Annotated in this window: 22 protein-coding genes; 12 read left to right on the plus strand and 10 right to left on the minus strand. The window is 59.1% G+C overall.

The annotated features are described in order from the left end of the window. The first annotated feature begins 143 nt into the window (after positions 1-143). Together F3I47_RS10890 and F3I47_RS10895 are read left to right on the plus strand one after the other, a co-directional pair. A complete protein-coding gene (locus F3I47_RS10890) occupies positions 144-668 on the plus strand; it encodes an SCP2 domain-containing protein (protein WP_009092395.1) in 525 nt (174 codons plus the stop codon). Next, the gene (locus F3I47_RS10895; protein WP_009092394.1) at positions 662-1,168 is read left to right on the plus strand and encodes a GNAT family N-acetyltransferase; all 507 of its coding nucleotides are present in this window, start codon (positions 662-664) and stop codon (positions 1,166-1,168) included. Before F3I47_RS10890 ends, F3I47_RS10895 begins: the two co-directional genes overlap by 7 nt. On the opposite strand, the gene F3I47_RS10900 is transcribed toward F3I47_RS10895, so the two are convergent. Beyond that, on the minus strand, positions 1,152-1,445 hold the full coding sequence (locus tag F3I47_RS10900; RefSeq protein ID WP_009092393.1) for a GIY-YIG nuclease family protein: 294 nt from the start codon (positions 1,443-1,445) through the stop codon (positions 1,152-1,154). The two genes, F3I47_RS10895 and F3I47_RS10900, sit on opposite strands and share 17 nt — an antisense overlap. A 76-nt stretch (positions 1,446-1,521) precedes the next feature. Here F3I47_RS10900 and F3I47_RS10905 point away from each other — a divergent pair, with 76 nt between their 5' ends. Beyond that, positions 1,522-1,950, plus strand: coding sequence for a YhbP family protein (locus F3I47_RS10905; protein WP_046101095.1), 429 nt, complete (start codon positions 1,522-1,524; stop codon positions 1,948-1,950). A gap of 33 nt (positions 1,951-1,983) precedes the next feature. On the opposite strand, the gene F3I47_RS10910 is transcribed toward F3I47_RS10905, so the two are convergent. After that, positions 1,984-2,505, minus strand: coding sequence for a type 1 glutamine amidotransferase domain-containing protein (locus F3I47_RS10910; RefSeq protein ID WP_009092391.1), 522 nt, complete (start codon positions 2,503-2,505; stop codon positions 1,984-1,986). A gap of 146 nt (positions 2,506-2,651) precedes the next feature. On the opposite strand from F3I47_RS10910, the gene F3I47_RS10915 reads away from it, so the two are divergent. Further along, the gene (locus F3I47_RS10915; protein WP_009092389.1) at positions 2,652-3,287 is read left to right on the plus strand and encodes an NAD(P)H-binding protein; all 636 of its coding nucleotides are present in this window, start codon (positions 2,652-2,654) and stop codon (positions 3,285-3,287) included. Here F3I47_RS10915 and nrdG read toward each other — a convergent pair. The 3 genes from nrdG to galR all read right to left on the minus strand — a co-directional run bounded on the left by nrdG (position 3,279) and on the right by galR (position 7,094). Beyond that, a complete protein-coding gene (gene nrdG / locus F3I47_RS10920; RefSeq protein ID WP_150028711.1) occupies positions 3,279-3,746 on the minus strand; it encodes an anaerobic ribonucleoside-triphosphate reductase-activating protein in 468 nt (155 codons plus the stop codon). The genes F3I47_RS10915 and nrdG overlap by 9 nt on opposite strands. Next, positions 3,743-5,881 (minus strand): anaerobic ribonucleoside-triphosphate reductase, encoded by a 2,139-nt coding sequence (gene nrdD, locus F3I47_RS10925; protein WP_150028710.1) that lies wholly within the window; start codon positions 5,879-5,881, stop codon positions 3,743-3,745. Before nrdD ends, nrdG begins: the two co-directional genes overlap by 4 nt. Before the next feature lie 211 nt (positions 5,882-6,092). Next, complete coding sequence (gene galR, locus F3I47_RS10930) at positions 6,093-7,094, minus strand: HTH-type transcriptional regulator GalR (protein WP_009092386.1); 1,002 nt, start codon at positions 7,092-7,094, stop codon at positions 6,093-6,095. Positions 7,095-7,284: 190 nt separating this feature from the next. Here galR and F3I47_RS10935 point away from each other — a divergent pair, with 190 nt between their 5' ends. The 4 genes from F3I47_RS10935 (at position 7,285) to lplT (ending at position 15,288) form a co-directional block, all read left to right on the plus strand. Next, the gene (locus F3I47_RS10935) at positions 7,285-9,558 is read left to right on the plus strand and encodes a molybdopterin guanine dinucleotide-containing S/N-oxide reductase (protein ID WP_150028709.1); all 2,274 of its coding nucleotides are present in this window, start codon (positions 7,285-7,287) and stop codon (positions 9,556-9,558) included. Between the two features lie 277 nt (positions 9,559-9,835). Then, complete coding sequence (locus F3I47_RS10940) at positions 9,836-11,575, plus strand: penicillin-binding transpeptidase domain-containing protein (protein ID WP_150028708.1); 1,740 nt, start codon at positions 9,836-9,838, stop codon at positions 11,573-11,575. A gap of 375 nt (positions 11,576-11,950) precedes the next feature. Next, the gene (gene aas, locus F3I47_RS10945; protein WP_150028707.1) at positions 11,951-14,101 is read left to right on the plus strand and encodes a bifunctional acyl-ACP--phospholipid O-acyltransferase/long-chain-fatty-acid--ACP ligase; all 2,151 of its coding nucleotides are present in this window, start codon (positions 11,951-11,953) and stop codon (positions 14,099-14,101) included. Further along, positions 14,098-15,288, plus strand: coding sequence for a lysophospholipid transporter LplT (gene lplT / locus F3I47_RS10950; protein WP_009092375.1), 1,191 nt, complete (start codon positions 14,098-14,100; stop codon positions 15,286-15,288). The genes aas and lplT overlap by 4 nt, the downstream gene beginning before the upstream one ends. Before the next feature lie 53 nt (positions 15,289-15,341). Here the strand turns inward: lplT and ridA are convergent, their stop codons facing one another. The 4 genes from ridA to argF all read right to left on the minus strand — a co-directional run bounded on the left by ridA (position 15,342) and on the right by argF (position 18,505). After that, positions 15,342-15,728 (minus strand): 2-iminobutanoate/2-iminopropanoate deaminase, encoded by a 387-nt coding sequence (gene ridA / locus F3I47_RS10955; protein WP_058957616.1) that lies wholly within the window; start codon positions 15,726-15,728, stop codon positions 15,342-15,344. 72 nt (positions 15,729-15,800) lie between these two features. Then, positions 15,801-16,265 carry an aspartate carbamoyltransferase regulatory subunit gene (gene pyrI, locus F3I47_RS10960; RefSeq protein ID WP_009092371.1) on the minus strand — a complete coding sequence of 155 codons (465 nt, stop codon included), beginning with the start codon at positions 16,263-16,265 and terminating at the stop codon, positions 15,801-15,803. A gap of 12 nt (positions 16,266-16,277) precedes the next feature. After that, positions 16,278-17,213: an aspartate carbamoyltransferase gene (pyrB, locus tag F3I47_RS10965; protein ID WP_009092369.1), complete on the minus strand. Its 936-nt coding sequence runs from the start codon at positions 17,211-17,213 to the stop codon at positions 16,278-16,280. 284 nt (positions 17,214-17,497) lie between these two features. Then, positions 17,498-18,505 (minus strand): ornithine carbamoyltransferase, encoded by a 1,008-nt coding sequence (argF, locus tag F3I47_RS10970; protein WP_140028780.1) that lies wholly within the window; start codon positions 18,503-18,505, stop codon positions 17,498-17,500. Positions 18,506-18,667: 162 nt separating this feature from the next. Here argF and rraB point away from each other — a divergent pair, with 162 nt between their 5' ends. The 4 genes from rraB (at position 18,668) to F3I47_RS10990 (ending at position 22,386) form a co-directional block, all read left to right on the plus strand. Next, positions 18,668-19,084, plus strand: a complete 417-nt coding sequence (rraB, locus tag F3I47_RS10975) for a ribonuclease E inhibitor RraB (protein WP_009092365.1) — start codon at positions 18,668-18,670, stop codon at positions 19,082-19,084. Between the two features lie 56 nt (positions 19,085-19,140). Further along, entirely contained in the window at positions 19,141-19,902 is a 762-nt protein-coding gene (locus tag F3I47_RS10980; RefSeq protein WP_009092364.1) for a tRNA-(ms[2]io[6]A)-hydroxylase, read from the plus strand. A gap of 362 nt (positions 19,903-20,264) precedes the next feature. After that, complete coding sequence (locus F3I47_RS10985) at positions 20,265-21,584, plus strand: hypothetical protein (RefSeq protein WP_150028706.1); 1,320 nt, start codon at positions 20,265-20,267, stop codon at positions 21,582-21,584. Between the two features lie 13 nt (positions 21,585-21,597). Further along, positions 21,598-22,386, plus strand: coding sequence for a histidine phosphatase family protein (locus F3I47_RS10990; RefSeq protein ID WP_140028782.1), 789 nt, complete (start codon positions 21,598-21,600; stop codon positions 22,384-22,386). Here the strand turns inward: F3I47_RS10990 and F3I47_RS10995 are convergent. Further along, positions 22,381-22,890 (minus strand): GNAT family N-acetyltransferase, encoded by a 510-nt coding sequence (locus F3I47_RS10995; RefSeq protein WP_150028781.1) that lies wholly within the window; start codon positions 22,888-22,890, stop codon positions 22,381-22,383. The two genes, F3I47_RS10990 and F3I47_RS10995, sit on opposite strands and share 6 nt — an antisense overlap. Positions 22,891-22,949 lie beyond the last annotated feature (59 nt).

Genomic DNA, 22,949 nt, shown 5'->3' on the forward strand with positions numbered 1-22,949 from the left:
ATTTGGGGCAGTGAATTTTCCGTTCCTCCCCACCGGTGCGGCTTTTTTTTCCTCCCGGGAGCGCGATTTTTATTGATCCCGGATGAGGTGTGTCGAAACGGATATGGCAATATACGTAAAATTTTCTGAAGGGAGGGACACAAGTGTTAAAGCGGATTCATGCCCATTTTGTAAAAAAGGCTCCGGAAATCTTAGGCTTACCCGCAGCGCTTACCCCATTCCCGGTCAAGAAGCGGCTTCTGCAACAACTCTTAAACTGGCAATTTCGTCATGCTTTAGCTGAAGGTGAGTTAGACTTTCTGGAAGGTCGCCTGCTGGGTATCGGGATTGCCGATCTCAATCTGCAATGGATTACCACGCTGCAGGACGGCCGGCTGGTGGTATTGCAACAGTCCGAAGCGGATGTCTGGTTTCGGGGCAATGCCAATGATTTGTTGCTGGTGGCAGCACGTAAAGCAGATCCCGACATGCTCTTCTTTCAACGCCGTCTGGTGATTGAAGGGGACACTGAGCTGGGACTTGAGGTGAAGAACGTAATGGATGCTATTGAACCCGAGGCTATGCCCACCGCGTTACGCACGGCAATTCAGCAGATGGCGGCCTTTGTCGACGCCGGGATGAAACAGGACGCGAAGGCCGGACAGGCACGCGCAGGTGCCCTATGTTGATCCGTAGCGAAATTGGCGTGGATGCCGCAGGCATCGACACGCTGCTCAGACGCTGTTTCACGTCGCCCGCCGAGGCGGAACTGACGCAGTCGCTGCGCGAAGATGGCCTGTTAACCTTAGGCGTGGTCGCCACTGACGATGAGGGACAGGTGCTGGGTTATGCTGCATTCAGTCCGGTCAGCGTTAAAGGTGAAGATCGTGGCTGGGTGGCGCTGGCCCCGCTGGCGGTGGATGAGACGCTGCGCGGGCAGGGCATTGCCAGCAAACTGATTTATGAAGGACTGGATACCCTCAACGAGTTCGGTTACAGCGCGGTGGTCGTGCTGGGCGATCCGGCATTCTTCAGCCGCTTTGGCTTTGAACCGGCAGCCCGCGTCGGCCTGCACAGCCGCTGGCCGGACAGCGAGGCGACGTTCCAGGTCTATCGCCTGGCAGAGACGGCGTTTGAGGGCGCAGACGGGGAGATCGACTTCGCCGAGCCCTTTAATCGCCTGCTGTAATACCCAGCCAGCTCTCCAGGCTGACCGGCTGACCCGCCACTAACTGTAGTTTCTGCTGACGGGTCAGCTGCTTGACCTGATACTCCAGTCTGGAGGCGCTGGCACGGTCACCTGCATCACAGTGAAACACCAGCGCCAGCGGACCTTTGCCGCGCAACGCGCGGGCGCCGCGTCCGGTCTGGTGCTGATCAAACCGGCGCATCACATCTGTGGTGATGCCGGTGTACAGGCTCCCTTTCGCCGTACGGACGATGTAGAGTTGCCACTGCTGACTCATTCGCAATCATTTCCCAAAAAAAGGTGCCGGGCAGTGTAGCGCGCTTCACGCTCCGGTGCATCGCCAGGAGTTTACCTTGTCCGATCACGCCCATCTGGTTCGCTATCTCCGAAAGCAACACGTGCTTTCTCTCTGCTCTGCCGCCGACGATCAACTCTGGTGCGCCAACTGCTACTACGTCTTCGATGAAGCGCGCATGGTGTTCTGGATTATGACTGAGCCCGACACCCGTCACGGGGCGTTGATGCTGAAGAATCCGCAGGTCGCGGGCACCGTCAATGGCCAGCCCAGAAGCGTGCTGCTGATAAAAGGGGTGCAGTATCGTGGCCGGATTGTGCGGCTGGAGGAGGAAACGGAGAAGGTCGCCAGAGCCGCCTATCAGAAACGGTTTCCGGTGTCGCGCAAAGTCTCAGCACCGCTGTGGGAGATTCAGCTTGATGAGGTGAAGATGACCGACAATGCGCTGGGATTTGGTAAGAAGATCAGCTGGCTGCGGGAAAGCTGAAACGCCCTTTTCAGCGAAAAGGGCGCAACGGATTTACAGCGCTTCGAGGATACGCAGAGATTCGCGATTGAAGGCGGGTAAATCGGCCGGGGTGCGGCTGGTCACCAGCTTATCGCCGTCAACCACCACTTCCTTATCATGGAAGTCGGCACCGGCGTTGATCAGGTCGATGGCAACGGCTTTTACGGTGGTCATCTTGCGACCACGCACGCCGTTGGCGCTGATCAGCAGCTGGGGTCCGTGGCAGATAGCAAAGATAGGCTTGCCGCTGGCGACGAACTCTTTGGTGAAGGCGACAAAGCGGTCATCGCCACGCAGCGAATCCGGCGAGTGACCGCCTGGCAGCAGCAGCGCATCAAACTCAGCCGGGCTGACGTCGTCAATGCTGCGATCGATGGTCACTTCGGCTTCGCCTTTTTTGCCTTTTACGACATTTCCGGCCTGGTTCTCAATGGTCACTACCTCAAACCCGGCGCGTTTGTAGACCTCAGCAGGTGACGTAAATTCTGAGTCTTCAAATTCATCGGTAATCAAAACCGCAACTTTCTTGCTCATTTTGTTTCCTCCTTAAAGCAGTGGAGCGCGAGGCGCGCTTTCCGGATCAGGATTTAAGCCTGGCCGCTATGGGCGAGAACGCAAGCCAGACCGTTAAGATCAGCTATCTTTTAAGCTGTCAGCAGTGAAATAAGGATGAATCTGAGATGAATCGCGTATTACTGACCGGAGCCACCGGCTTAGTCGGGTCGCATCTGCTGCGCTTACTGATTGAGGATCCGCGCGTCGATGAGATCATCGCGCCAACCCGTCGTCCGCTGCCTGTCCTGCGTAAGGTCGTCAACCCGGTGGAGGCCGACCTGACCGATGTACTCGGGCCGTTGCACTCTTCGCTGGATACGGTGTTCTGCTGTCTGGGCACCACGCGCCGGCAGGCGGGCAGCAAAGCGGCGTTTATTCACGTCGATTACACCCTGGTGGTGGACAGCGGATTGAGCGGACTGCGGCTGGGGGCAAAACAGATGCTGGTGGTGAGTGCCCACGGTGCCAGCCGTCACTCACCTTTCCTGTACAGTCGCGTGAAAGGCGAAATGGAAAACGCATTGCGCCATCAGGGCTGGCCGCACCTGACGCTGGTACGGCCTTCGTTACTGCTGGGCGATCGGGCGCAGACGCGTCCGGGGGAACGCCTGATGGCCCCGCTCTTTTCTCTGCTGCCGGGTCACTGGCGGGCGGTGAGCGCACGTGACGTGGCCCGCTGTCTGCATCAGCAGGCGTTCACGCCGGCGGGCGAAAGCGTCACTATCATTGAGTCGGGCGACATCCCGCGTCACTCAGCGTAACTGCCAGAGGATCTGATTGCAGCTGCCGCGCCAGGGCAGCGAGGCATCCTTCTCCTCTTCGACAAAACGGCCATCTATCAGCACGTCGAGATAGATCAGCACGGCGCGCTGCGCGGCATTCAGCTCCTGCATCCGGTAACCGGTCCAGAGCCAGATATCTTTACCGGGACAGCTCTGGCGCACCCGCTTCACCAGACGGCGAATGTGTGGCACGTTGTGCGGATGCAGCGGATCGCCGCCGCTCAGCGACAATCCCTGACGTGGAATGCGCGTGTCCTGCAAATCCGCCAGCAGCTGCTCCTCCATCGCCAGCGTGAAAGGCACGCCCGAGTCGGTTCGCCAGGTACTCTGGTTGTAGCAGCCGCGACACTGATGTTCACAACCGGCGACAAACAGCGTGCAGCGGGTGCCGGGGCCATTAACGATATCCACATCGTAGTAGCGATGGATATGCATCATCCCAGCGGTCCTTCTGCCAGATGTTTCACCCGGCGCTGCACTTCCTGCTGTTTTCCGGCGTTAAAGGGCCGCGCATCCGGGCTGCCGAGATAGCCGCAGACCCGCCGGGTGACGGAGACGCGCGCCGGATCGTGATTGCCGCACTGCGGACAGGTAAAGCCGCGGCTGGTGCAGGTAAACTCGCCGTTGAAGCCGCAGTCGTAGCACTCATCAATCGGGGTATTGGTGCCGTAATAGGGCACGCGGTCGTAGCTGTAGTCCCAGACATCCTCCAGCGCCCTGAGGTTGTGCTGCACGTTCGGGTATTCGCCGTAACAGATGAATCCGCCATTCGCCAGCGGTGGATAGGGGGCTTCGAAGTCGATTTTATCGTAGGGATTCACCTTCTTCTCAACGTCGAGATGGAAGCTGTTGGTGTAGTAGCCCTTGTCCGTCACACCCGCCACCAGACCAAACTGCGCCGCGTCCAGACGGCAGAAGCGGTCACAGAGATTCTCGCTCGGCGTGCTGTAGAGGCTGAAGCCGTAATGGGTTTCGGCTTTCCAGCGATCGGTGGCAGCGCGCAGATAGGCGATGATCTCCACCCCTTTGGCGCGCAGCGCCGCGTCATCATAGGGGTGCTTCTGGCCGCCGCTGAGGGCATTCAGGGTTTCATGCAGGCCGATGTAGCCCAGCGACAGGGAGGCGCGGCCATTGCGGAAAATCGGCCCCACCTCATCATCGGCGTTGAGCCGGACACCGCAGGCCCCTTCCATGTAGAGGATGGGGGCCACGCGCGCTTTGGTTTTCTCCAGCCGCGCCACCCGCGTCATCAGCGCCCGCTTCGCCAGCAGCAGACGCGCATCCAGCAGTTGCCAGAAGCGCGCTTCATCGCCGCCCGCTTCCAGCGCGATGCGCGGCAGATTGAGGCTGATCACCCCGATATTGTTACGGCCCTCATGGATCTGTTCGCCGTTCTCTTCGTAGACGCCAAGAAAACTGCGGCAGCCCATCGGGGTTTTAAACGAGCCGGTGACTTTCACCACCTGATCGTAGTTGAGGATGTCGGGATACATCCGCTTGCTGGCACACTCCAGCGCCAGCTGTTTGATGTCATAGTTAACGTCGCCTGCACGCCGGTTAACGCCTTCGCGAATGGTGAACACCAGTTTGGGAAAGACGGCGGTTTTACGGTTTTTACCGAGTCCGGCCAGGCGGTTGCGCAGAATCGACTGCTGGATCAGGCGGGCTGCCCAGTCCGTTCCCAGACCAAAACCAAAGGTGACAAACGGAGTCTGTCCGTTGGCGGTGTGCAGGGTATTCACCTCATACTCCAGCGACTGAAAGGCGTCATAGCACTCTTTGTCGGTGCGCTGGCGCGCATACGCTTCTGCCTGTGGGATCTGCCACTGTTCCGCGATCGCCAGATGCCGGGCATAGCTCTGCTTAACAAACGGTGCCAGCACCTCATCGATGCGATTGATGGTGGTGCCGCCGTAAATGTGGCTGGCGACCTGCGCGATGATCTGGGCCGTCACGGCGGTGGCGGTGGCGATCGATTTGGGCGGCTCGATCTCGGCATTGCCCATTTTGAAACCGTTGGTCAGCATGCCTTTGAGATCGATCAGCATGCAGTTGAACATCGGGAAGAAGGGGGAGTAGTCGAGATCGTGATAGTGGATCTCGCCGCGCTCGTGCGCCAGCACCACATCGCGCGGCAGGATCTGCTGCTGCGCATAGTGCTTCGCCACGATCCCGGCCAGCAGGTCGCGCTGCGTCGGGATCACTTTGCTGTCTTTGTTGGCATTCTCATTCAGCAGCGCGGCGTTGGTCTGATCGACCAGCCCGCGAATGGCGTGATGCAACTGGCTCTGCCGATCGCGGGCCACATCGCGATCGTGACGGTATTCAATATAGGCGCGAGCCAGTTGCGGCCAGGGGCCTGCCATCAGCGTCTCTTCGACTGCGCACTGAATCTCACCGATCTCCACTTCCGGACGATTGGCCAGCTGCGCCGCGACGCGCTCAGCGACCTGCGCGCACCAGGCGCTGTCATCGACCTTTACGGCCCGTGCCGCCGCCAACACCGCATGCTCAATACGCTGCGCATCGAAGCCTGTCCGGCACCCATCACGTTTGATTACCACCGTCGCCATTTTTCTCTCCATGAACCACATATTGGGGTTCCGTGAATTCTATTCCCTACATGTAGTGATTTCCGGAAATTAATGCGCGCGGTTTTGACCTGAAACAAAGAAGGCTCTACATAGTGGATCGTGCTGGCGGGTATAAAAAGAAAGGGCAGGTTACCGTCTGGTGCGGGGGAGCGGCGGGGAGCGCGGATGCGCCGGACCCGCCGCCGTGACGTCAGGCCGGGCCGCTTACCGAATGGCGGCGCACCAGCGTCGGGCTGAACATATGGGTGACTTCCGGCAGCGGCTGGTCGTTGGCCAGCGCCAGCGCCAGCTGAGCCGCCTGCTGCGCCATGGTGACAATCGGATAGCGCACGGTAGTGAGGCGCGGACGCACATAGCGCGACACCAGCACATCATCGAAGCCAATCAGCGACATCTCTTCCGGCACGCGCACGCCGTTGTCGCTCAGCACCGCCAGCGCGCCTGCCGCCATGGAGTCGTTGTAGCAGGCGACGGCGGTAAAGTTCCTGCCGCGCCCTAACAGTTCTGTCATCGCCTGCTCACCGCCCACCTCATCCGGTTCGCCCCAGGTGACCAGCCGATCGCTGCAGGGCAGGCCATGCTCCTTCAGCGCATCGTAGTAGCCCTGCAGGCGATCTTCGGCATCAGAGATGGTGTGGGTCGAACAGATAAAAGCGATATTCTGGTGGCCAAGCTGGATGAGATGACGGGTCGCCAGCCAGGCGCCGTAGCGGTCGTCGAGCGCAATACAGCGCTTTTCAAAGCCTTTTATCAGCCGGTTCAGCAGCACCATACCGGGCACCTGCTTCATCAGCACTTCCAGCTCCGCATCGGGAATTTTCTTGGCGTGAACCACCAGCGCCGCACAGCGGTGGCGCATCAGCTGTTCAATTGCCTGCCGCTCTTTTTGCTCATTATGGTAACCGTTACCAATCAGCAGAAAGTTACCGGTGTCGCCTGCGACCTCATCCACGGCTTTCACCATGGCGCCAAAAAAGGGGTCGGAGACGTCGCCCACAATCAGACCCAGCGTTTCGGTCGATTGCTGCGCCAGCGCGCGTGCGTTGGCATTCGGGTGATACTGAAGCTGCTCCATCGCCTGGCCTACGGCCTGTCGGGAGCTGTCGCTGGCTTTGGGAGAATTATTGATTACACGGGAGACTGTGGCGACAGAAACGCCAGCCAGTCGCGCAACATCCTTTATGGTAGCCATGCGTTGACCTGTCCGGGGGAAAACGTTTACACATCGCATCAGTGTTACGGAAAAGGGCAGACACATCAACCCGACAGAATGCCAGCGTCGTCGCAAAAAGGGGCAAAATCGGACCCGCAGGCACATCTTCTGCTGAGAGGCCGCCCCATGTTATGCTCCCTGTCCCCCCTGGCTACCGTGAAAAACAACGATGAAAACCAAAGTGCCACACCTGGCGCACTGGGGCGCCTTTACCGCCGTCACTGAAAACGATCGCCTGACGGGCTGCGAACCTTTCTTCGCCGATGCCGATCCGTCACCGATGATCCACACCATTCCAGAACTGGTCTATTCCGACAAACGCATCCGTCAGCCGATGGTGCGGCGCTCGTGGCTGAAGTCACGCGAAAACAGCGACCGCACGCTGCGTGGCCGCGAAGACTTTGTTGCCGTTGACTGGGAGACCGCGCTGGACCTGGTGGCGGAAGAGAATCGCCGCGTCCGTGAGCGCTATGGAGCCTCAGGCATTTTCAACGGTTCCTACGGCTGGTCATCGGCCGGTCGCGTTAACCACGCCCGCACCCTGGTGCGCCGCTTCTATTTTCAGGGCGGCGGCGGCGTCGATCAGCAGGGCAACTATAGCTGGGGAGCCGCGCAGTTCTTCCTGCCCTATGTGATTGGCACCTATATGCCACTGACCGGCCGCGTGACCGAATGGCCGCAGGTGGTCGAACATGCTGAGATTTTTGTCGCGTTCGGGGGACTGGCGCTGAAAAACGCTCAGGTTGCCTCCGGCGGAGCGGGGCAGCACAGCCTGAAACCGGCGCTGCAGCAGCTGGCGGCCAGAGGCACGCCGGTGATTAACATCAGTCCGATGCGGGATGACTGCCCGGAATTTGTAAACGCCGAGTGGATTCCGATTCGCCCTAATACCGACGTGGCACTGATGCTGGCGCTGGGGTATGAGATCAACCAGCGTGGCGCAGTGGATGAGGCGTTTCTCGCCAGTCACTGCACCGGCTGGCCGCAGCTGCGTGCCTATCTGCTGGGCGAGACGGATGGCGTGGCGAAAACCGCCGGCTGGGCCAGCCGCATTACCGGCATTCCGGCCGATCGTATTGTGCAGCTGGCGCAGCAGCTGATCGGCAAGCGCAGCTTTATTACCTGCTCCTATTCGGTTCAGCGCGCCCATCGCGGCGAACAGCCTTACTGGATGATGATTGCGCTGTCGTCGATGCTCGGTCAGCCGGGTCTGCCGGGAGCCGGTTTCTCATTTGGTCACGGCTCGATGAACAGCGTCGGTAACCCGCGTCAGGAGGGGCCTGCCCCGATGATGAGCACCGGTCCTAACCCCGCCGGGCTGTCGATTCCGGTGGCCCGGATCAGCGATATGCTGCTCAATCCCGGTCAGCCTTACCGTTTTCAGGGCGAGACGCTGCACTATCCCGACATTCACATGGTGCACTGGGCGGGCGGCAATCCTTTCCATCATCATCAGCAGCTGAACCGGCTGGTGGCGGGCTGGCAGCGGCCCGATACGGTGGTGGTGCAGGATATCGTCTGGACGCCTGCCGCCCGGATGGCGGATATCGTCCTGCCCGCGACCACCACGCTGGAGCGCAACGACATCGGCGGCTCGTCACGCGACCGCTTTGTGCTGGCAATGCATCAGGCGATTAAACCGCAGCATCAGGCGCGTAACGACTTCGATATCTTTGCTGACCTGGCGGAGCGCCTGGGCTACCGCGACACCTTCACCGAAGGGCGCAACGAGATGCAGTGGATTGCGCATCTCTATCAGCAGTGCGCCACGGCACATCAGCGTAAAGGGATCGATTTTCCGGAATTTGATGAGTTCTGGCAGCGCGGATTTGTGGAAATCCCCGAAGGCGGCAAGCCTTATCAGTTTATGGAGGATTTCCGGGCCGATCCGCAGGCGAATCCGATTAAAACGGCCAGCGGCAAAATTGAGCTGTTCAGCCAGACCATTGCGGATTATGAGCTGGACGATTTCGCCGGGCATCCGGAGTGGCGTGAGCCGCAGGAGTGGCTGGGATCGCCGGTCAGCCGCGACTATCCGCTGCACATGATCTCCATTCAGCCTGCCGACCGGCTGCACAGTCAGCTGGACGCCACCGATACGGTGCAGGGGAATAAAACCGCCGGCCACGAAACGCTTTACATGCATCCGCAGGATGCGGCGGCACGCGGGCTGACAGAGGGCGATGAGATCGAGGTGAGCAACGCTCGCGGGGTGATGCTCGCGGGTGTGCGGATCACCGACGGGGTTACGCCGGGCGTGGTGATCATCGCCACCGGGGCCTGGTTTGATCCCGGCTTTGGCCAGGCGTGGCAGCCTTACGATCGCGCAGGGAACCCTAACGTCCTTACGCTCGACATCGGTACCTCGTCGCTGACCCAGGGGCCAAACGCCATGAGTTGCCTGGTGGAAATCAAAAAACATCAGGATTGCAGAATAGCGTAAAGATCTCATGGCTGGTTACATTTTGCCGGTAACTGTTGCGTTTGAGTGATGGCAGCCGATCAATCGCCCTTGCTACAGTCAGGGTCCCAGAGGTATTGATGGGTGAACATCAATAGATTTTCTTGATTACACCAACCTGCGCAGATGCGCAGGTTTTTTTTTGCCGCCAACCGGTGTCCGATAACGAACTGATACACAGTTTTCCTGTTATCCGGACCGCGCTTTCTTTATAACTGCTGGCTTAGCCCCTTTTCTTTATTTTGCGCAGCGGAACGCCATGCCCCGGATTAAAAAACTACTGGGAAAAGACCAGATAAAAGCCCCCTTTAACCCTTTCCGATTCCGGCTGATCTGCCTGGGTGTGATGACCTGTCTGGTGGTGCTGCTGGCGCGCGTCGCGGACCTGCAGTTCCTGAATCAGCCGATGCTGGAGCACGAAGCGGATCAGCGATCGCTGCGAACCGTCACGCTGCCTACCAGTCGCGGCACCCTGCTGGATCGTAACGGCGAAGCCCTGGCGCTCAGCGTGCCGTCGCGCGATGTGATCGCCGATCCGCAGCGCGTGCTGGAGAGCAACCCCGATTTTACCAGTGCCAAATGGGCCTATCTTGCCTCGGCGCTCAACACCCGTCCCGACGTGCTGGCCGCGCAGATCACCGCCAACCCGAAACGCCGCTTTCTCTACCTGGGGCGCAAAATCGAACTGGGGATCGCCAAAGATATTAAAGAGCTGAAGCTGAAGGGGATCAGCGAAGTCTATGATGACAGCCGCTTCTATCCGATGAGCGAAGCCTCTGCGCCGCTGATCGGCATCGTCGGGGCCGATAACGTCGGTCTGAACGGGCTGGAAAAAGGCTTTGATAAGGTGCTGCAGGGCGAGCCGGGCAAAGAGGTCTATCGTCAGGATGCGGCGGGCAACATTATCTCGATGATTAACTATCAGCCGCCAACGCAGCCGCCAACGGTGCAGCTCAGCATCGACAAATACGATCAGTACACCCTCTACAGCAAACTGCGCGACGGCGTACTGCTCAACAAAGCGGATTCCGGCGCCGCCGTGCTGGTGAAGATCGACACCGGCGAGATTCTGGCGATGGCCTCCTATCCGTCGTTCAACCCCAACAACTATGAAGGGGCCACGCCGGCGCAGATGCGTAACTCGGCCATTAACGACAGCTACGAACCGGGGTCAACCGTCAAGCCCTTAGTGGTCATGGAGGCGCTTGAGCGCCATCTGGTGCGGCCCGACTCGGTGATCGACACCACGCCTTATCGGGTTAACGGGCACCTGATCCGCGACGTCGGCCACTGGCCACGCCTGACCATGACCGGCATCCTGCAGAAGTCGAGTGACATCGGCGTCTCGCATATGGCGCTGGCGATGCCCGCCGAAGCGCTGGTCAACACCTACCATGCGTTCGGACTGGGTAAACCAACCGGCTTAGGCCTGACCGGCGAAAGTGTGGGCTACTTCCCGCTGCATCGCGCCCGCTGGGCCGATATCGAACGCGCCACCTTCTCGTTCGGGTATGGTCTGCGCGTCACGCCGCTGCAGATTGCCCGTGAATATGCCACGCTCGGCTCCTATGGTGTCTACCGTCCGCTGTCGATCACCCGCGTGACGCCGCCGGTTCTGGGCAAGCAGGTCGCGAATCCGGAAACGGTCAAAGAGGTGGTGCATATGCTGGAGAGCGACGTGCTGCCGGGCGGCACCGGGGTGAAGGCGGCGGTGCCGGGCTACCGGCTGGCAACCAAAACCGGTACGGCGGAAAAGATGGGCACCAGCGGCAAATATGATGGCGGCTACGTCAACTACACCGCCGGTCTCGCGCCCGCCAGTCATCCTGAAGTGGCGCTGGTGGTGATGATTAACCATCCGACGGCGGGCGATCACTTCGGTGGCTCGGTGGCCGCACCGGTGTTCGGCAACATTATGGGGCCGGTGCTGAAGCACATGAACATCGCGCCGGACGCAATCTACAGCAAGCCGGTCACCGGCGCTTCAGATAAATCCTAGACAAATCAGAGTGTAAGCGCGGGGTGGCTAATTTTCACACCTCGTTGCACTTCCCCGAATTCGGTTGCGTTTTCACGCTGTCACCGCAGGGCAAATCAGTGCGACGATAGCGATCCCAGAGGTATTGATGGGTGTGAAAACAACACCGCTTCGGCGGTGAGACCCTGTTATTACACCAACCCACGCAGAAGCGTGGGTTTTTTTTTGCCTGTCCGGCGTGCCTCTGACGGATGTGGTCAGACACGCAGTGGGCCGCCCTCGGCGGTGGCTGGCAGGCACCCTGATGCGGTGTCGGTTTGGCGATAATTCTGTTGTCGAACTGCCTCAAATCCTGCATCGTGAGGGCCTATTTTTCCCCGATGCTAAGGAGCCGGCATGGTTTTCACACTCTTGCGCCTCATCTTCCGCCTGTTATGGCGGGTCGAACTGCGTGGCGACGTCGCCGAACTGCATAAACAGAAGGTATTGATCACGCCGAACCATATGTCGTTTCTCGACGGCATATTGCTGGCGCTATTTTTGCCGGTCAGACCGGTCTTCGCCATCTACTCGACCATCGGCGAAAGCTGGTTTATGCGCCTGGTCAGGCCGTTTATCGACTTTGTGCCGCTGGACCCGACCCGGCCGATGGCGCTGAAGCAGCTGGTGCGGCTGATCGACAGTGGCCGTCCGGTGGTGATCTTCCCGGAAGGGCGGATTACCGTCACCGGCTCGCTGATGAAGATCTACAGCGGGGCGGGCTTTGTCGCGGCCCGCTCGGGTGCAAACGTGGTGCCGATGCGGATTGAAGGCGCAGAGTTCACGCCGTTTGGTCGCCTGGCGGGCGTGTTCAAACGCCGCCTGTTCCCGCGCATCACCCTCTCTGTGCTGCCCGCCACGCGCATTCCGATGCCGGAGGCGAAACGGGCGCGCGACCGGCGTATGCTGGCCGGGGAGCATCTGCACCATATCATGATGGAAGCGCGCATGGCGGTGCGTCCGCGTGAAACCCTGTTTGAGGCGCTGCTCTCCGCACGAACCCGCTACGGCGCGTTTAAGCGCTGCATCGAAGATGTCAGTTTCAAACCTGACAGCTACAACGGACTGCTGAAAAAGTCGCTGGGCGTGGGCCGGATTCTGGAGCGCTATAGTCAGCCGCGTGAAGTGGTGGGGCTGCTGCTGCCGAATACCACCGTGACGGCCGCGGCGATTTTCGGTGCCTCACTGCGTGGTCGCGTTCCGGCGATGCTTAACTACACCGCAGGCGTGAACGGTATGCGGGCGGCGCTGACCGCCGCGCAGATTAAAACGGTCTTCACCTCACGGCAGTTCCTGGAGAAAGGCAACCTGTGGCATCTGCCGCAGGGGCTCGGTGAGGTGCAGTGGATCTATCTGGAAGATCTGAAAGAGACGGTGACCACGAAAGATAAACTCTGGATCGTCGCGCACCTGCTGATGCCGCGCCGCGCCCAGCTGCCGCAGCAGCCGGAAGATGCCGCGATGGTGCTGTTTACCTCCGGCTCGGAGGGCAATCCCAAAGGGGTGGTGCATTCGCATAAAAGCCTGCTGGCGAACGTCGAACAGATCCGCACCGTGGCGGACTTCACGCCGCGCGATCGCTTTATGTCGGCGCTACCGCTGTTTCATGCCTTTGGCCTGACCGTCGGCCTGTTTACGCCGCTGATGACCGGCGCGCAGGTCTTTCTCTATCCCAGCCCGCTGCACTATCGCATCGTGCCGGAGCTGGTCTATGACCGCAACTGCACCGTGCTGTTTGGCACCTCCACCTTCCTGGGCAACTATGCGCGCTTTGCCGCGCCGTACGATTTTGCCCGCCTGCGCTATGTGGTGGCGGGGGCCGAGAAGCTGCAGGAGAACACCCGCCAGCTCTATATGGAGAAGTACGGCATCCGCATCCTTGAAGGCTATGGCGTCACCGAGTGTGCGCCGGTGGTCGCCATCAACGTGCCGATGGCGACGAAGGCGCACACCGTCGGACGGATTCTGCCGGGCATGGATTCACGGCTGATGTCGGTGCCGGGCATCGAGAACGGCGGACGGCTGCAGCTGCGCGGGCCAAACGTGATGAAGGGCTATCTGCGGGTCGAAAACCCTGGCGTACTCGAAGCGCCGGTCGCCGACGATGGTGAAGGCAATAGGGAGGCGGGCTGGTATGACACCGGCGATATCGTCAGCTTTGATGAAGGCGGTTTCTGCCAGATTCAGGGCCGTGCCAAACGCTTTGCCAAGATTGCCGGTGAGATGGTGTCGCTGGAGATCGTTGAGCAGATCGCCCTGAAAGCGTCGCCGGACAAACAGCACGCCGCCTCACTGCGTCCCGATGGGCAGCGCGGCGAAGCGCTGGTGCTCTTCACCACCGACGCTGAACTGGCGCGCGACACGCTGCAGAAAGCGGCACGCGAGCTGGGCGCGCCGGATCTGGCGCTGCCGCGCGACATCCGGGTGGTGAAACAGCTGCCGCAGCTCGGCAGCGGGAAACCTGACTATGTGACGCTGAAAAAGATGGCGGAAGAGGAGCAGACATGAGCCCTGATCGCACTGCACCGCTGATGTCACGCGGCATGATCGCCGTGATTGTCGCCCAGTTCTTTTCCGCCTTCGGCGATAACGCGCTGCTGTTTGCCACGCTGGCGCTGCTGAAAAGCCAGTTCTATCCCGACTGGAGCCAGCCGATCCTGCAGATGCTCTTTGTCGCGGCCTACATTCTGCTGGCGCCTTTTGTTGGTCAGGTGGCGGACAGCATGGCAAAAGGGCGGGTGATGATGCTCGCCAACAGCCTGAAGCTGCTGGGGGCGCTGACCATCTGCTTCGGCTTCAATCCGTTCATCGGCTATACCCTGGTCGGCGCGGGGGCGGCCGCCTATTCCCCGGCCAAATATGGCATCCTGGGTGAGATTACCCACGGCGAGAAGCTGGTGAAAGCCAACGGGCTGATGGAGGGCTCGACCATCGCCGCCATTCTGCTCGGCTCGGTGGCGGGCGGAATGCTGGCGGACTGGCATCTGCTGGCGGCGCTGGGGATCTGTGCGCTCACCTACGGCATTGCGGTCGCTGCGAACCTCTTTATCCCGAAACTGCAGGCGGCGCGGCCAGGCCAGAGCTGGCGGCCGGGCGTCATGGTGCGCCGCTTTTTCGATGCCGTTGGGCTGCTGTGGCGCGACGCAGAGACGCGCTTCTCGCTGCTCGGCACCAGCCTCTTCTGGGGCGCTGGCGTGACATTGCGTTTCCTGCTGGTGCTGTGGGTGCCGGTGGCGCTGGGCATCAGCGACAACACCACTCCCACCACCCTGAATGCGATGGTGGCGATCGGAATTGTGCTGGGAGCGGCGGCGGCGGCGAAGCTGGTGACGCTGGAGACGGTGCGCCGCTGCATGCCCGCGGGCGTCCTGATTGGCGTGATGGTCGTCGTCTTCTCGCTGCAGCATTCGCTAGTCAGCGCCTATCTCCTGCTGATGCTGATTGGCGCGCTGGGCGGTTTCTTTGTGGTGCCGCTGAACGCGCTGCTGCAGGCGCGGGGCAAAGAGAGCGTGGGTTCCGGCAACGCGATTGCGGTGCAGAATCTCGGTGAGAACAGCGCGATGCTGGTGATGCTGGGGCTCTATACGCTGGCGATAAAGGCGGGTGCGCCTGCTGTCGCAACGGGCGTCGGGTTTGGCGTACTGTTTGCGCTGGCGATAGCCGTACTGTGGCTGTGGCGACCGGCTAAGCGTTAAGCGTGTTACCGCCTCTCTCCGGCCTGCGCGGCGGAGAGAGGCGGACGAACGAATCAGCGACGGACCGCGATCGCTTCGATTTCAATCTTCACATCTTTTGGCAGACGCGCCACTTCGACACAGGAACGCGCCGGGAAGTGTGCGTCATGCTCGGTGAAAAACGCCTCGTAGGTGGCGTTGACCGTGGCAAAATCATTCAGGTCCTTCACGAACACCGTGGTCTTCACGATATCGCCCACCTTCAGGCCCGCCGCTTCCACAATCGCCTTCACATTCTCCAGCGACTGACGCGCCTGTGCGGCAATGTCATCCGCCACCTGGCCGGTGACCGGATCGACCGGGATCTGACCTGAGGTGATGATCATGCTGCCCAGATCGACGCCCTGAACATAGGGACCGATCGCGGCAGGGGCTTTCTCAGTACTGATTTCACGGGACATCATGGCTCCTTTAATTATGTCGTCAGGCGGCGGTGCCGCCGGTGTTGCCCATTATAAGGTCGGGCAGGGCGATTACCAGTGACCCAGCACCACGTGGCGGGCGAACTCTTTTTCGCAATATTTGCATTTGAGATGCACATCGTCGGCGCGCTGCTTCACAGCAAAACTGGAGAAGACCGGCTCGCTGCGGCTGATGCAGTTGCTGTTGGGACAGGTCAGCACCCGTTCGATGCGATCCGGCAGCGTCGGGGCGATCTTGGCCACCACCTCATAGTCGTCGATGCGGTTAACCGTGGCATCGGGCGCATAGACCGCCAGCTGATTGATCTGATCGTCGGTGAGAAAGGTGTTTTCAATCTTGATCAAATCTTTGCGGCCCATCTCGCCCGACGGCAGATTCAGGCCGATGGTGATGCGCTGGTCGGTTTCGGTCAGCCGGAACAGAGAGAGCAGCTTAAAGCCGATCTGTGCCGGAATGTGGTCGATGACCGTGCCGCGTTTGATCGCTTCGACCTGCAATTTGTTGTCCTGCGTCATGATGAGATCTCCTTACAGGGCGAGTTCGCTGTTTAAAACCAGTGCCAGCAGAGCCTGGCGTGCATAGATGCCGTTACCCGCCTGCTGGAAATACCAGGCGTAAGGGGTGCTGTCGACATCGGTGGTGATTTCGTCGATGCGCGGCAGCGGGTGCAGCACTTTCATGTTGTCACGCGCCGTGGCGAGATCGGCGGCGCGGAGGATGAACTGCGCTTTGACGTTGGCATATTCAGACGGATCGAGCCGCTCTTTCTGCACCCGCGTCATGTAAAGAATATCGAGCTGCGGCATGACCTCTTCAAAGCTGTCGTGACGTGACCAGGGAATACTCTTCTCGTCCAGCATGTCGGTGATATAGGCGGGCATCGCCAGCGCATCGGGCGCGATAAAGAAGAAGCGGTTGCCATCAAACTTCGCCAGCGCCTGGGTCAGGGAGTGCACGGTGCGGCCATATTTCAGATCCCCCACCATCGCCACGTTCAGGTTATTCAGGCGGCTCTGGGTCTCCTGGATGGTGAAGAGGTCGAGCAGGGTCTGGGTCGGATGCTGGTTGGCCCCGTCACCGGCGTTCAGAATCGGGATGCCGCCGGAAAACTCCGTCGCCAGCCGCGCCGCGCCCTCCTGCGGATGACGCATCACAATCGCATCCACATAGGTGCCGATGACGGAAATGGTGTCGGCCAGGGTTTCGCCTTTTTTGCCCAGTGACGTGTTGCTGCCGTCAGCAAAGCCCACCGCTGAGGCACCCAGACGGTGAATGGCGGTTTCAAACGACAGGCGGGTGCGGGTCGAGGCCTCAAAGAAGCAGCTGGCAATCACCTTGTGCTTCAGCAGTTCCGGCTGCGGATGGGCTTTCAGCTGAGCGGCGGTGTGCAGCGCCAGCTCCAGCTCTTCACGACTGAGGTCGTTAATTGAAATGATGTGCTTGCGGTATAGCGGGTTAGCCATAACTCTCTCCTCTGCGCGGCCGGATTGCGGACAAAAAAAAGCCCCTGCTTAAGGGGCTTTTTTATGATCGGGTCGATGACCGAAAGAAACAGCAGCACCGCCTGCGGTCAGGCGTGATGGCGCGTCAAATTGTCCGCTGTGCTGTCGCATATTTCCTCCGGCAAATTGGGGCGCATTATACCCGTTCGCGGTGGCGCAGCAAGGGAAAACGTTTGCGCTGCGGAGTGGGCCAGGGCGGCTGACGAGTGACAACCTGTGGCGTCAGCCCGCCTGCCGCCGGACGATCAGCGCTGGCCCAGCGTGGCCACCATCACCGCTTTGATGGTGTGCATCCGGTTCTCGGCCTGGTCAAAGACAATGCTGTGCGCCGACTCAAACACCTCGTTGCTCACCTCCATGCCGTTAGGCAGATCGTACTGCTCCGCCATCTGCTGACCCAGCGTGGTCTGATCGTCATGGAAAGCGGGCAGGCAGTGCAGGAATTTCACCTGCGGATTGCCGGTCAGATCGAGCATCGCCCGGTTAACCTGATAGTCACGCAGCAGGGCGATACGCTCTGCCCAGACCTCTTTGGCTTCGCCCATCGACACCCAGACATCGGTGTAGATGAAGTCTGCGCCTTTGACGCCGTCGGCAATATTGTCGGTGAGGGTGATGGTACCGCCGGTCTGACGGGCGACCTCACGGCACTCAGCCACCAGTTGCGCCTCGGGCCAGCAGCTTTCCGGGGCCACCAGGCGCAGATCCAGTCCGGTCAGCGCCGCCGCTTCCAGCATGGTGTTGCCCATGTTGTTGCGTGCGTCGCCGACATAGACCAGCGTCATGTCACTGAGTTTTTTGCCCGGCAGGTGCTCCTGCATGGTCAGCAGGTCGGCCAGCAGCTGGGTCGGGTGAAATTCGTCTGTCAGACCGTTCCAGACCGGCACACCGGCATGTTCCGCCAGCGTTTCAACCAGCGCCTGACCGTAACCGCGATACTGGATGCCATCGTACATCCGGCCCAGCACCCGCGCCGTGTCGCGCATCGACTCTTTATGGCCGATCTGGCTGCCACTCGGGCCGAGATAAGTGACGTTAGCACCCTGATCGTAAGCGGCAACTTCGAAAGAGCATCGGGTACGGGTCGAGTCTTTTTCGAAGATGAGCGCGATGTTTTTGCCTTTCAGGTACTGCACTTCGCTGGCGCTTTTTTTCGCCTGCTTTAATTCAGCGGAAAGGGTAAGCAGGTAATCCATTTCGGCGGGGGTAAAATCCAGAAGCCTGAGGAAATGGCGCTGATACAGCTGACTCATACAACACTCCGGTAATCATTAAAGTGAATTAAAATTCAATCTAACCGTATGAATATGCATTTTCAAGAGCGGGCGCCAATAAACTTGTCGTTTTGTGTAGTGGCGCGACAGGCAGTGTGGGAAAATAGCGGTTTATTGCCGAACTCAGAGAGGAACATCGTTATGGCATATGAAGCATTGCTGGAAGAGCAGCGTGAAGAGACGCGGCAGATTATCGAAGAACTGCTGGAGGATGGCAGCGATCCCGATGCGCTCTATACCATCGAGCACCATCTCTCATGCAATAATTTTGATTCGCTGGAAAAAGCGGCCGTTGACGCCTTTAAGCTGGGTTATGAAGTGACCGAGCCGGAAGAGCTGGAGCTGGAAGATGGCACGACCGTCATGTGCGTTGACATCCTCAGCGAATCGGCGCTGAAAGCGGAACTGATCGATGTGCAGGTTGAGCAGCTGGTTAACCTGGTCGGTAAATACAACGTCGATTATGACGGCTGGGGCACCTATTTCGAAGATCCCGATGCCGAAGAGGAAGATGACGACGCTATCGACGATGAAGATGATGATGGTGTTCGCCACTAAGTCGCCCGGGCGGAGCCCTCTCCGCCTCTTACCTTCTCCTGCTCTGTTCTGACATCATGAATTACGCACCGCTACTCGAACCGATCTGTCAGTTTCTGCACTGCCGCACGCCGCAAGCCTGGATTGATGAGGCGCGCAAGCCGGAAAACCTGACCCTGCTGCTGACCGACCATCTGGTGTGCGAACTGAAAGCCGCGCAGACCGCGGTATGGTTAATCCGTAAGTATGTGGCTGACAAGCCGAGCGGCGAGGCGATTCTCGCCTGGCTGAAACCCTATGAAGACTTCATCTTCCGCGAAGATGGCGACAGCGACTTTATCAATGCCCATAAAAATCTGACGAAACGCATCATCGTGCGCAATGCGCTGCCCTGGGCCGATGAGCTGGTGGAAAAGATGGTGCTGCTGATTAAAGAGGAGCTGCATCACTTCTATCAGGTGTGGGAGATTATGCAGTCACGCGGACTGGTCTATCAGAAGATCACCTCCAGCCGCTATGCAAAATCCCTGCTGCGTGAGGTGATCACCCATGAGCCTGAAACGCTGGTGGATAAGCTGATTTGCGGCGCTTACATTGAGGCGCGATCCTGCGAACGTTTTGCCAGTCTGGCTCCCTGGCTGGATGATGAGCTGGCGAAGTTCTATCTGTCGCTCCTCCGCTCCGAGGCGCGCCACTATCAGGATTACCTGACGCTGGCCGCGCAGATCGCGGCAAAAGATATCGCGCCACGGGTGCAGGCGATTGGCCGGGTCGAGGCGAAGCTGATTAGCGAGCCGGACACGGAGCTGCGTTTTCACAGCGGCGTACCCGCCTGGTGAATCCCTGAGGACACCCTGATCGGGGTGTCTCTTTTTCTGATTGGGTGATCGCGTTTATATTTCCTGCGTGGCGCTGTTTTAAATAACGCGCTGTGTAACGCTTTATTTTAAATCACGCTGGCAGAAAAAGATATTTTGTGCCACCTATCACATAACGGCTTTTTTACGCTGACTTTCCGCCCTTAAATAAATATAGTCCCGGAGTCAGTGCGGGATTGTTATTTTTTTAAGCAAAACCCGACTCGCTGCCCTTTTTAACAGAGGGCAGTGGGTCGGTTTTTTTTTATGGGTTAACGGCACCAGGTCACCCTTATTGTCATGGGGTGACGGATTTTTAATATCGCCAGGTGAAGGACTTCATAATGAAAGGAAAACGTTATTCTCTGTTATTTGTTTCGCTATTTTTGACCCTTTGCTGGGGAAATGTTAATGCGTCCGGCATTCAGACCTCCTCCGGATTATGGCGTGACGCTGCGCTCGATCTCAGACTGCGCAATCACTGGAAGTATCTCAAGGAGAACGAAGCACAGCCCACTGCGGTTCACAATGCCTGGGGCCAGGCCGCGACGTTCGATTTTCGTTCCGGTTATCAGTGGGACCTGCTCGGGTTTGATGCGACCTATACCCGCGCCGTACGCCTGGGCGCCAGCGACTACTTCTCCACGCGCGGTCTGCTCTATGACAGCGGCGGGAACATGGAAAAGCGGGATGCGCATGGCTTCAGCAAGTTCAGTCAGCGCTATCTTAAGCTGAAGCTCGGCAACCGCGCGCTGCGGTTCGAGGGGAAGGCGGGCTGGCAGGAGCTGAAAAATATCGGTGTGCTGACGACCACGGATCGCCTGTCGCGCAACAGCTATGCCGGCTACAGCGGTGCCGTGACGTGGCAGAATACCCGGCTGGATCTTGCCATGGTTAACAAAGCCATACGGCACGACTCGGGTAAAACGCTGGCGCTGCAAACCCAGGCCCGGCAAAAAATCGACGCCATTTACACCGCGGCGCTGAGCTACAAAGATAGCGGTCACGCGCTGGCCTATGCGTTTGGTGAGGCCGAACGCTATCAGCGCCGCCATGTCATTGAGGCAGGCTATTCCCTCTCGCCACACTGGTCACTGGCTTCGCAGATCTATGGCAGCCAGGCGCTGGAAAAGTATAAAAGTATGCCCGCCAGCAAAAGAACCTTTGATCACCAGGCATGGCACTATGTCGGGGAGGCCATCTGGAAGCAGGGCGCCTGGACGCAGAGGCTGGCTGCTGGCTGGACCTCCGCCCCTAAAAAGCAGGCGGTGGGATATTATGCCCGACCCCTGACTAAAAATACCCGGGGACGTTTCACTTCACTGACCTCCGCGGGCAAAGATTATATGCGTGACAGAGAGCTGGCGCTGGTCTCTCTGAGTCAGTATGAAATCACAAAGGGGATCAGCAGTGGAATACAGCTTAATTATGGTCAGTTCCATTATCGTAATAATCTTGTACGAACTGGCGAGGTTTCATTAATTAATCAGTTCAGTAATCAGCATCCCTCCTTTAAAAATCTGACGCTGTTTACGCTGACCGGTTATGGCTGGTCATATAAAAACAGTAAAGAGACTCCGCGCCTGAATAGTCAGGGAAAAGTTCAGCGCTCCCGCAGTTTATCCGCCGAAGTGGTCATTCAATATAAATTCAATCTTTTTTAACCCGGAGAGTAAAATGAAAACGAAACTGAAAACCCTGATGTTAATTGCCCTCATCTCCGTCAGCACTGCCGGCTCCGCCTGGGCCGCGGATGTGATGCTCTATGTGACCCGGCATGGCAAGACCATGTTTAACACAGTGCATCGCGCTCAGGGATGGGCCGATACGCCGCTGACCGCTTCCGGCGCCGCGGTTGCAGAGCAACTGGGGCGGGGTTTACAGCCGTTGCCCTTCGTCGCGGCCTGGTCCAGCGATTCGGGTCGGGCGAGAGAAACCGCGCAGCTGGTGATGAAGAACTGGAAAAATCCGCCTGTGCTGAAGGAGATGAAAGGGCTGCGCGAGGTGGGATTTGGCCTTTATGAAGGCGATCTGGATAAAAATCTGATTACCGCTGCCGCCCTTCAGGCGGGTTATCCCTCCGACACGGCGCTGCTGGAGGCATTCAGCGCCGGTAAAATTCAGATGGACAGGATGATCGATGCGATTCATGAGGCGGAAGCCGCAGGCACGCCATCGCTGCCAGGGATTAAATCCTCCGGCCAGGCCGAAACCTATCAGCAGGTAGCTAAGCGCATGGTGGAGAGTATTACGGCAATCGCGAAGCAGGCGCAGCAGCAGGGCGGAGGCAATGTGCTGGTGGTCAGTCACGGTATGGCTATCACCACGCTGCTGCAGGCGCTGGGCGATACTTCGTTACGCGAGCAGCTTAAGAATGCCAGCGTGACGCTGCTGCGCTACACCGATAACGGGCAGTTCAAAATCGAGTCCATCAACGATATGCGTTACGTGGAGCGCGGCTTATAAGGTCTTCAGCATGCGCACTTCGCAATCCACATGGCCGGTGCAGCCCATCGCGCCCTCGATGTGCGCAAAGCCCAGCGACTCATAGAGTCTGATGGCGCGGGTCAGGCTGGCGGTGGTTTCAAGGTAGCAGCGACGGAAGCCGTGGCTGCGTGCATGATCCATCGCCCGCAGCGCCAGCTCGCGCGCCAGGCCCTGGCCGCGCACCACGGGCAGGAAGTACATTTTCTGCAGTTCGCAGATGTCTGGCGCACTGCAGGCGAGAGGCGCCACGCCTCCGCCGCCCACCACCTTGCCCTGATACTCAACAATCCAGTAGGCGCTCTGATCGGCACTATAGAGCTCAAACAGCTGGTCGAGCTGGGGATCGGAGACGGTATAGCCCTTATCAGCCGTCAGGCCAAATTCCGCCGAAACAACGCGGATGACATGAGCGATATGCGGATTATCGGCGGCAGTAATCGGCCGCACCTGGAGGTCAAAAAGCGAAGTGGCGCTGGTCGTCATCATCTCTTCCGGATTTGTACGAAAACAATAAAAAAGCCGGGCAAGCCCGGCTTTATGAA

The organism is Pantoea sp. M_10 (assembly GCF_008631515.1).
In the GTDB taxonomy this organism is placed as follows: Bacteria; Pseudomonadota; Gammaproteobacteria; order Enterobacterales; family Enterobacteriaceae; genus Pantoea; species Pantoea anthophila.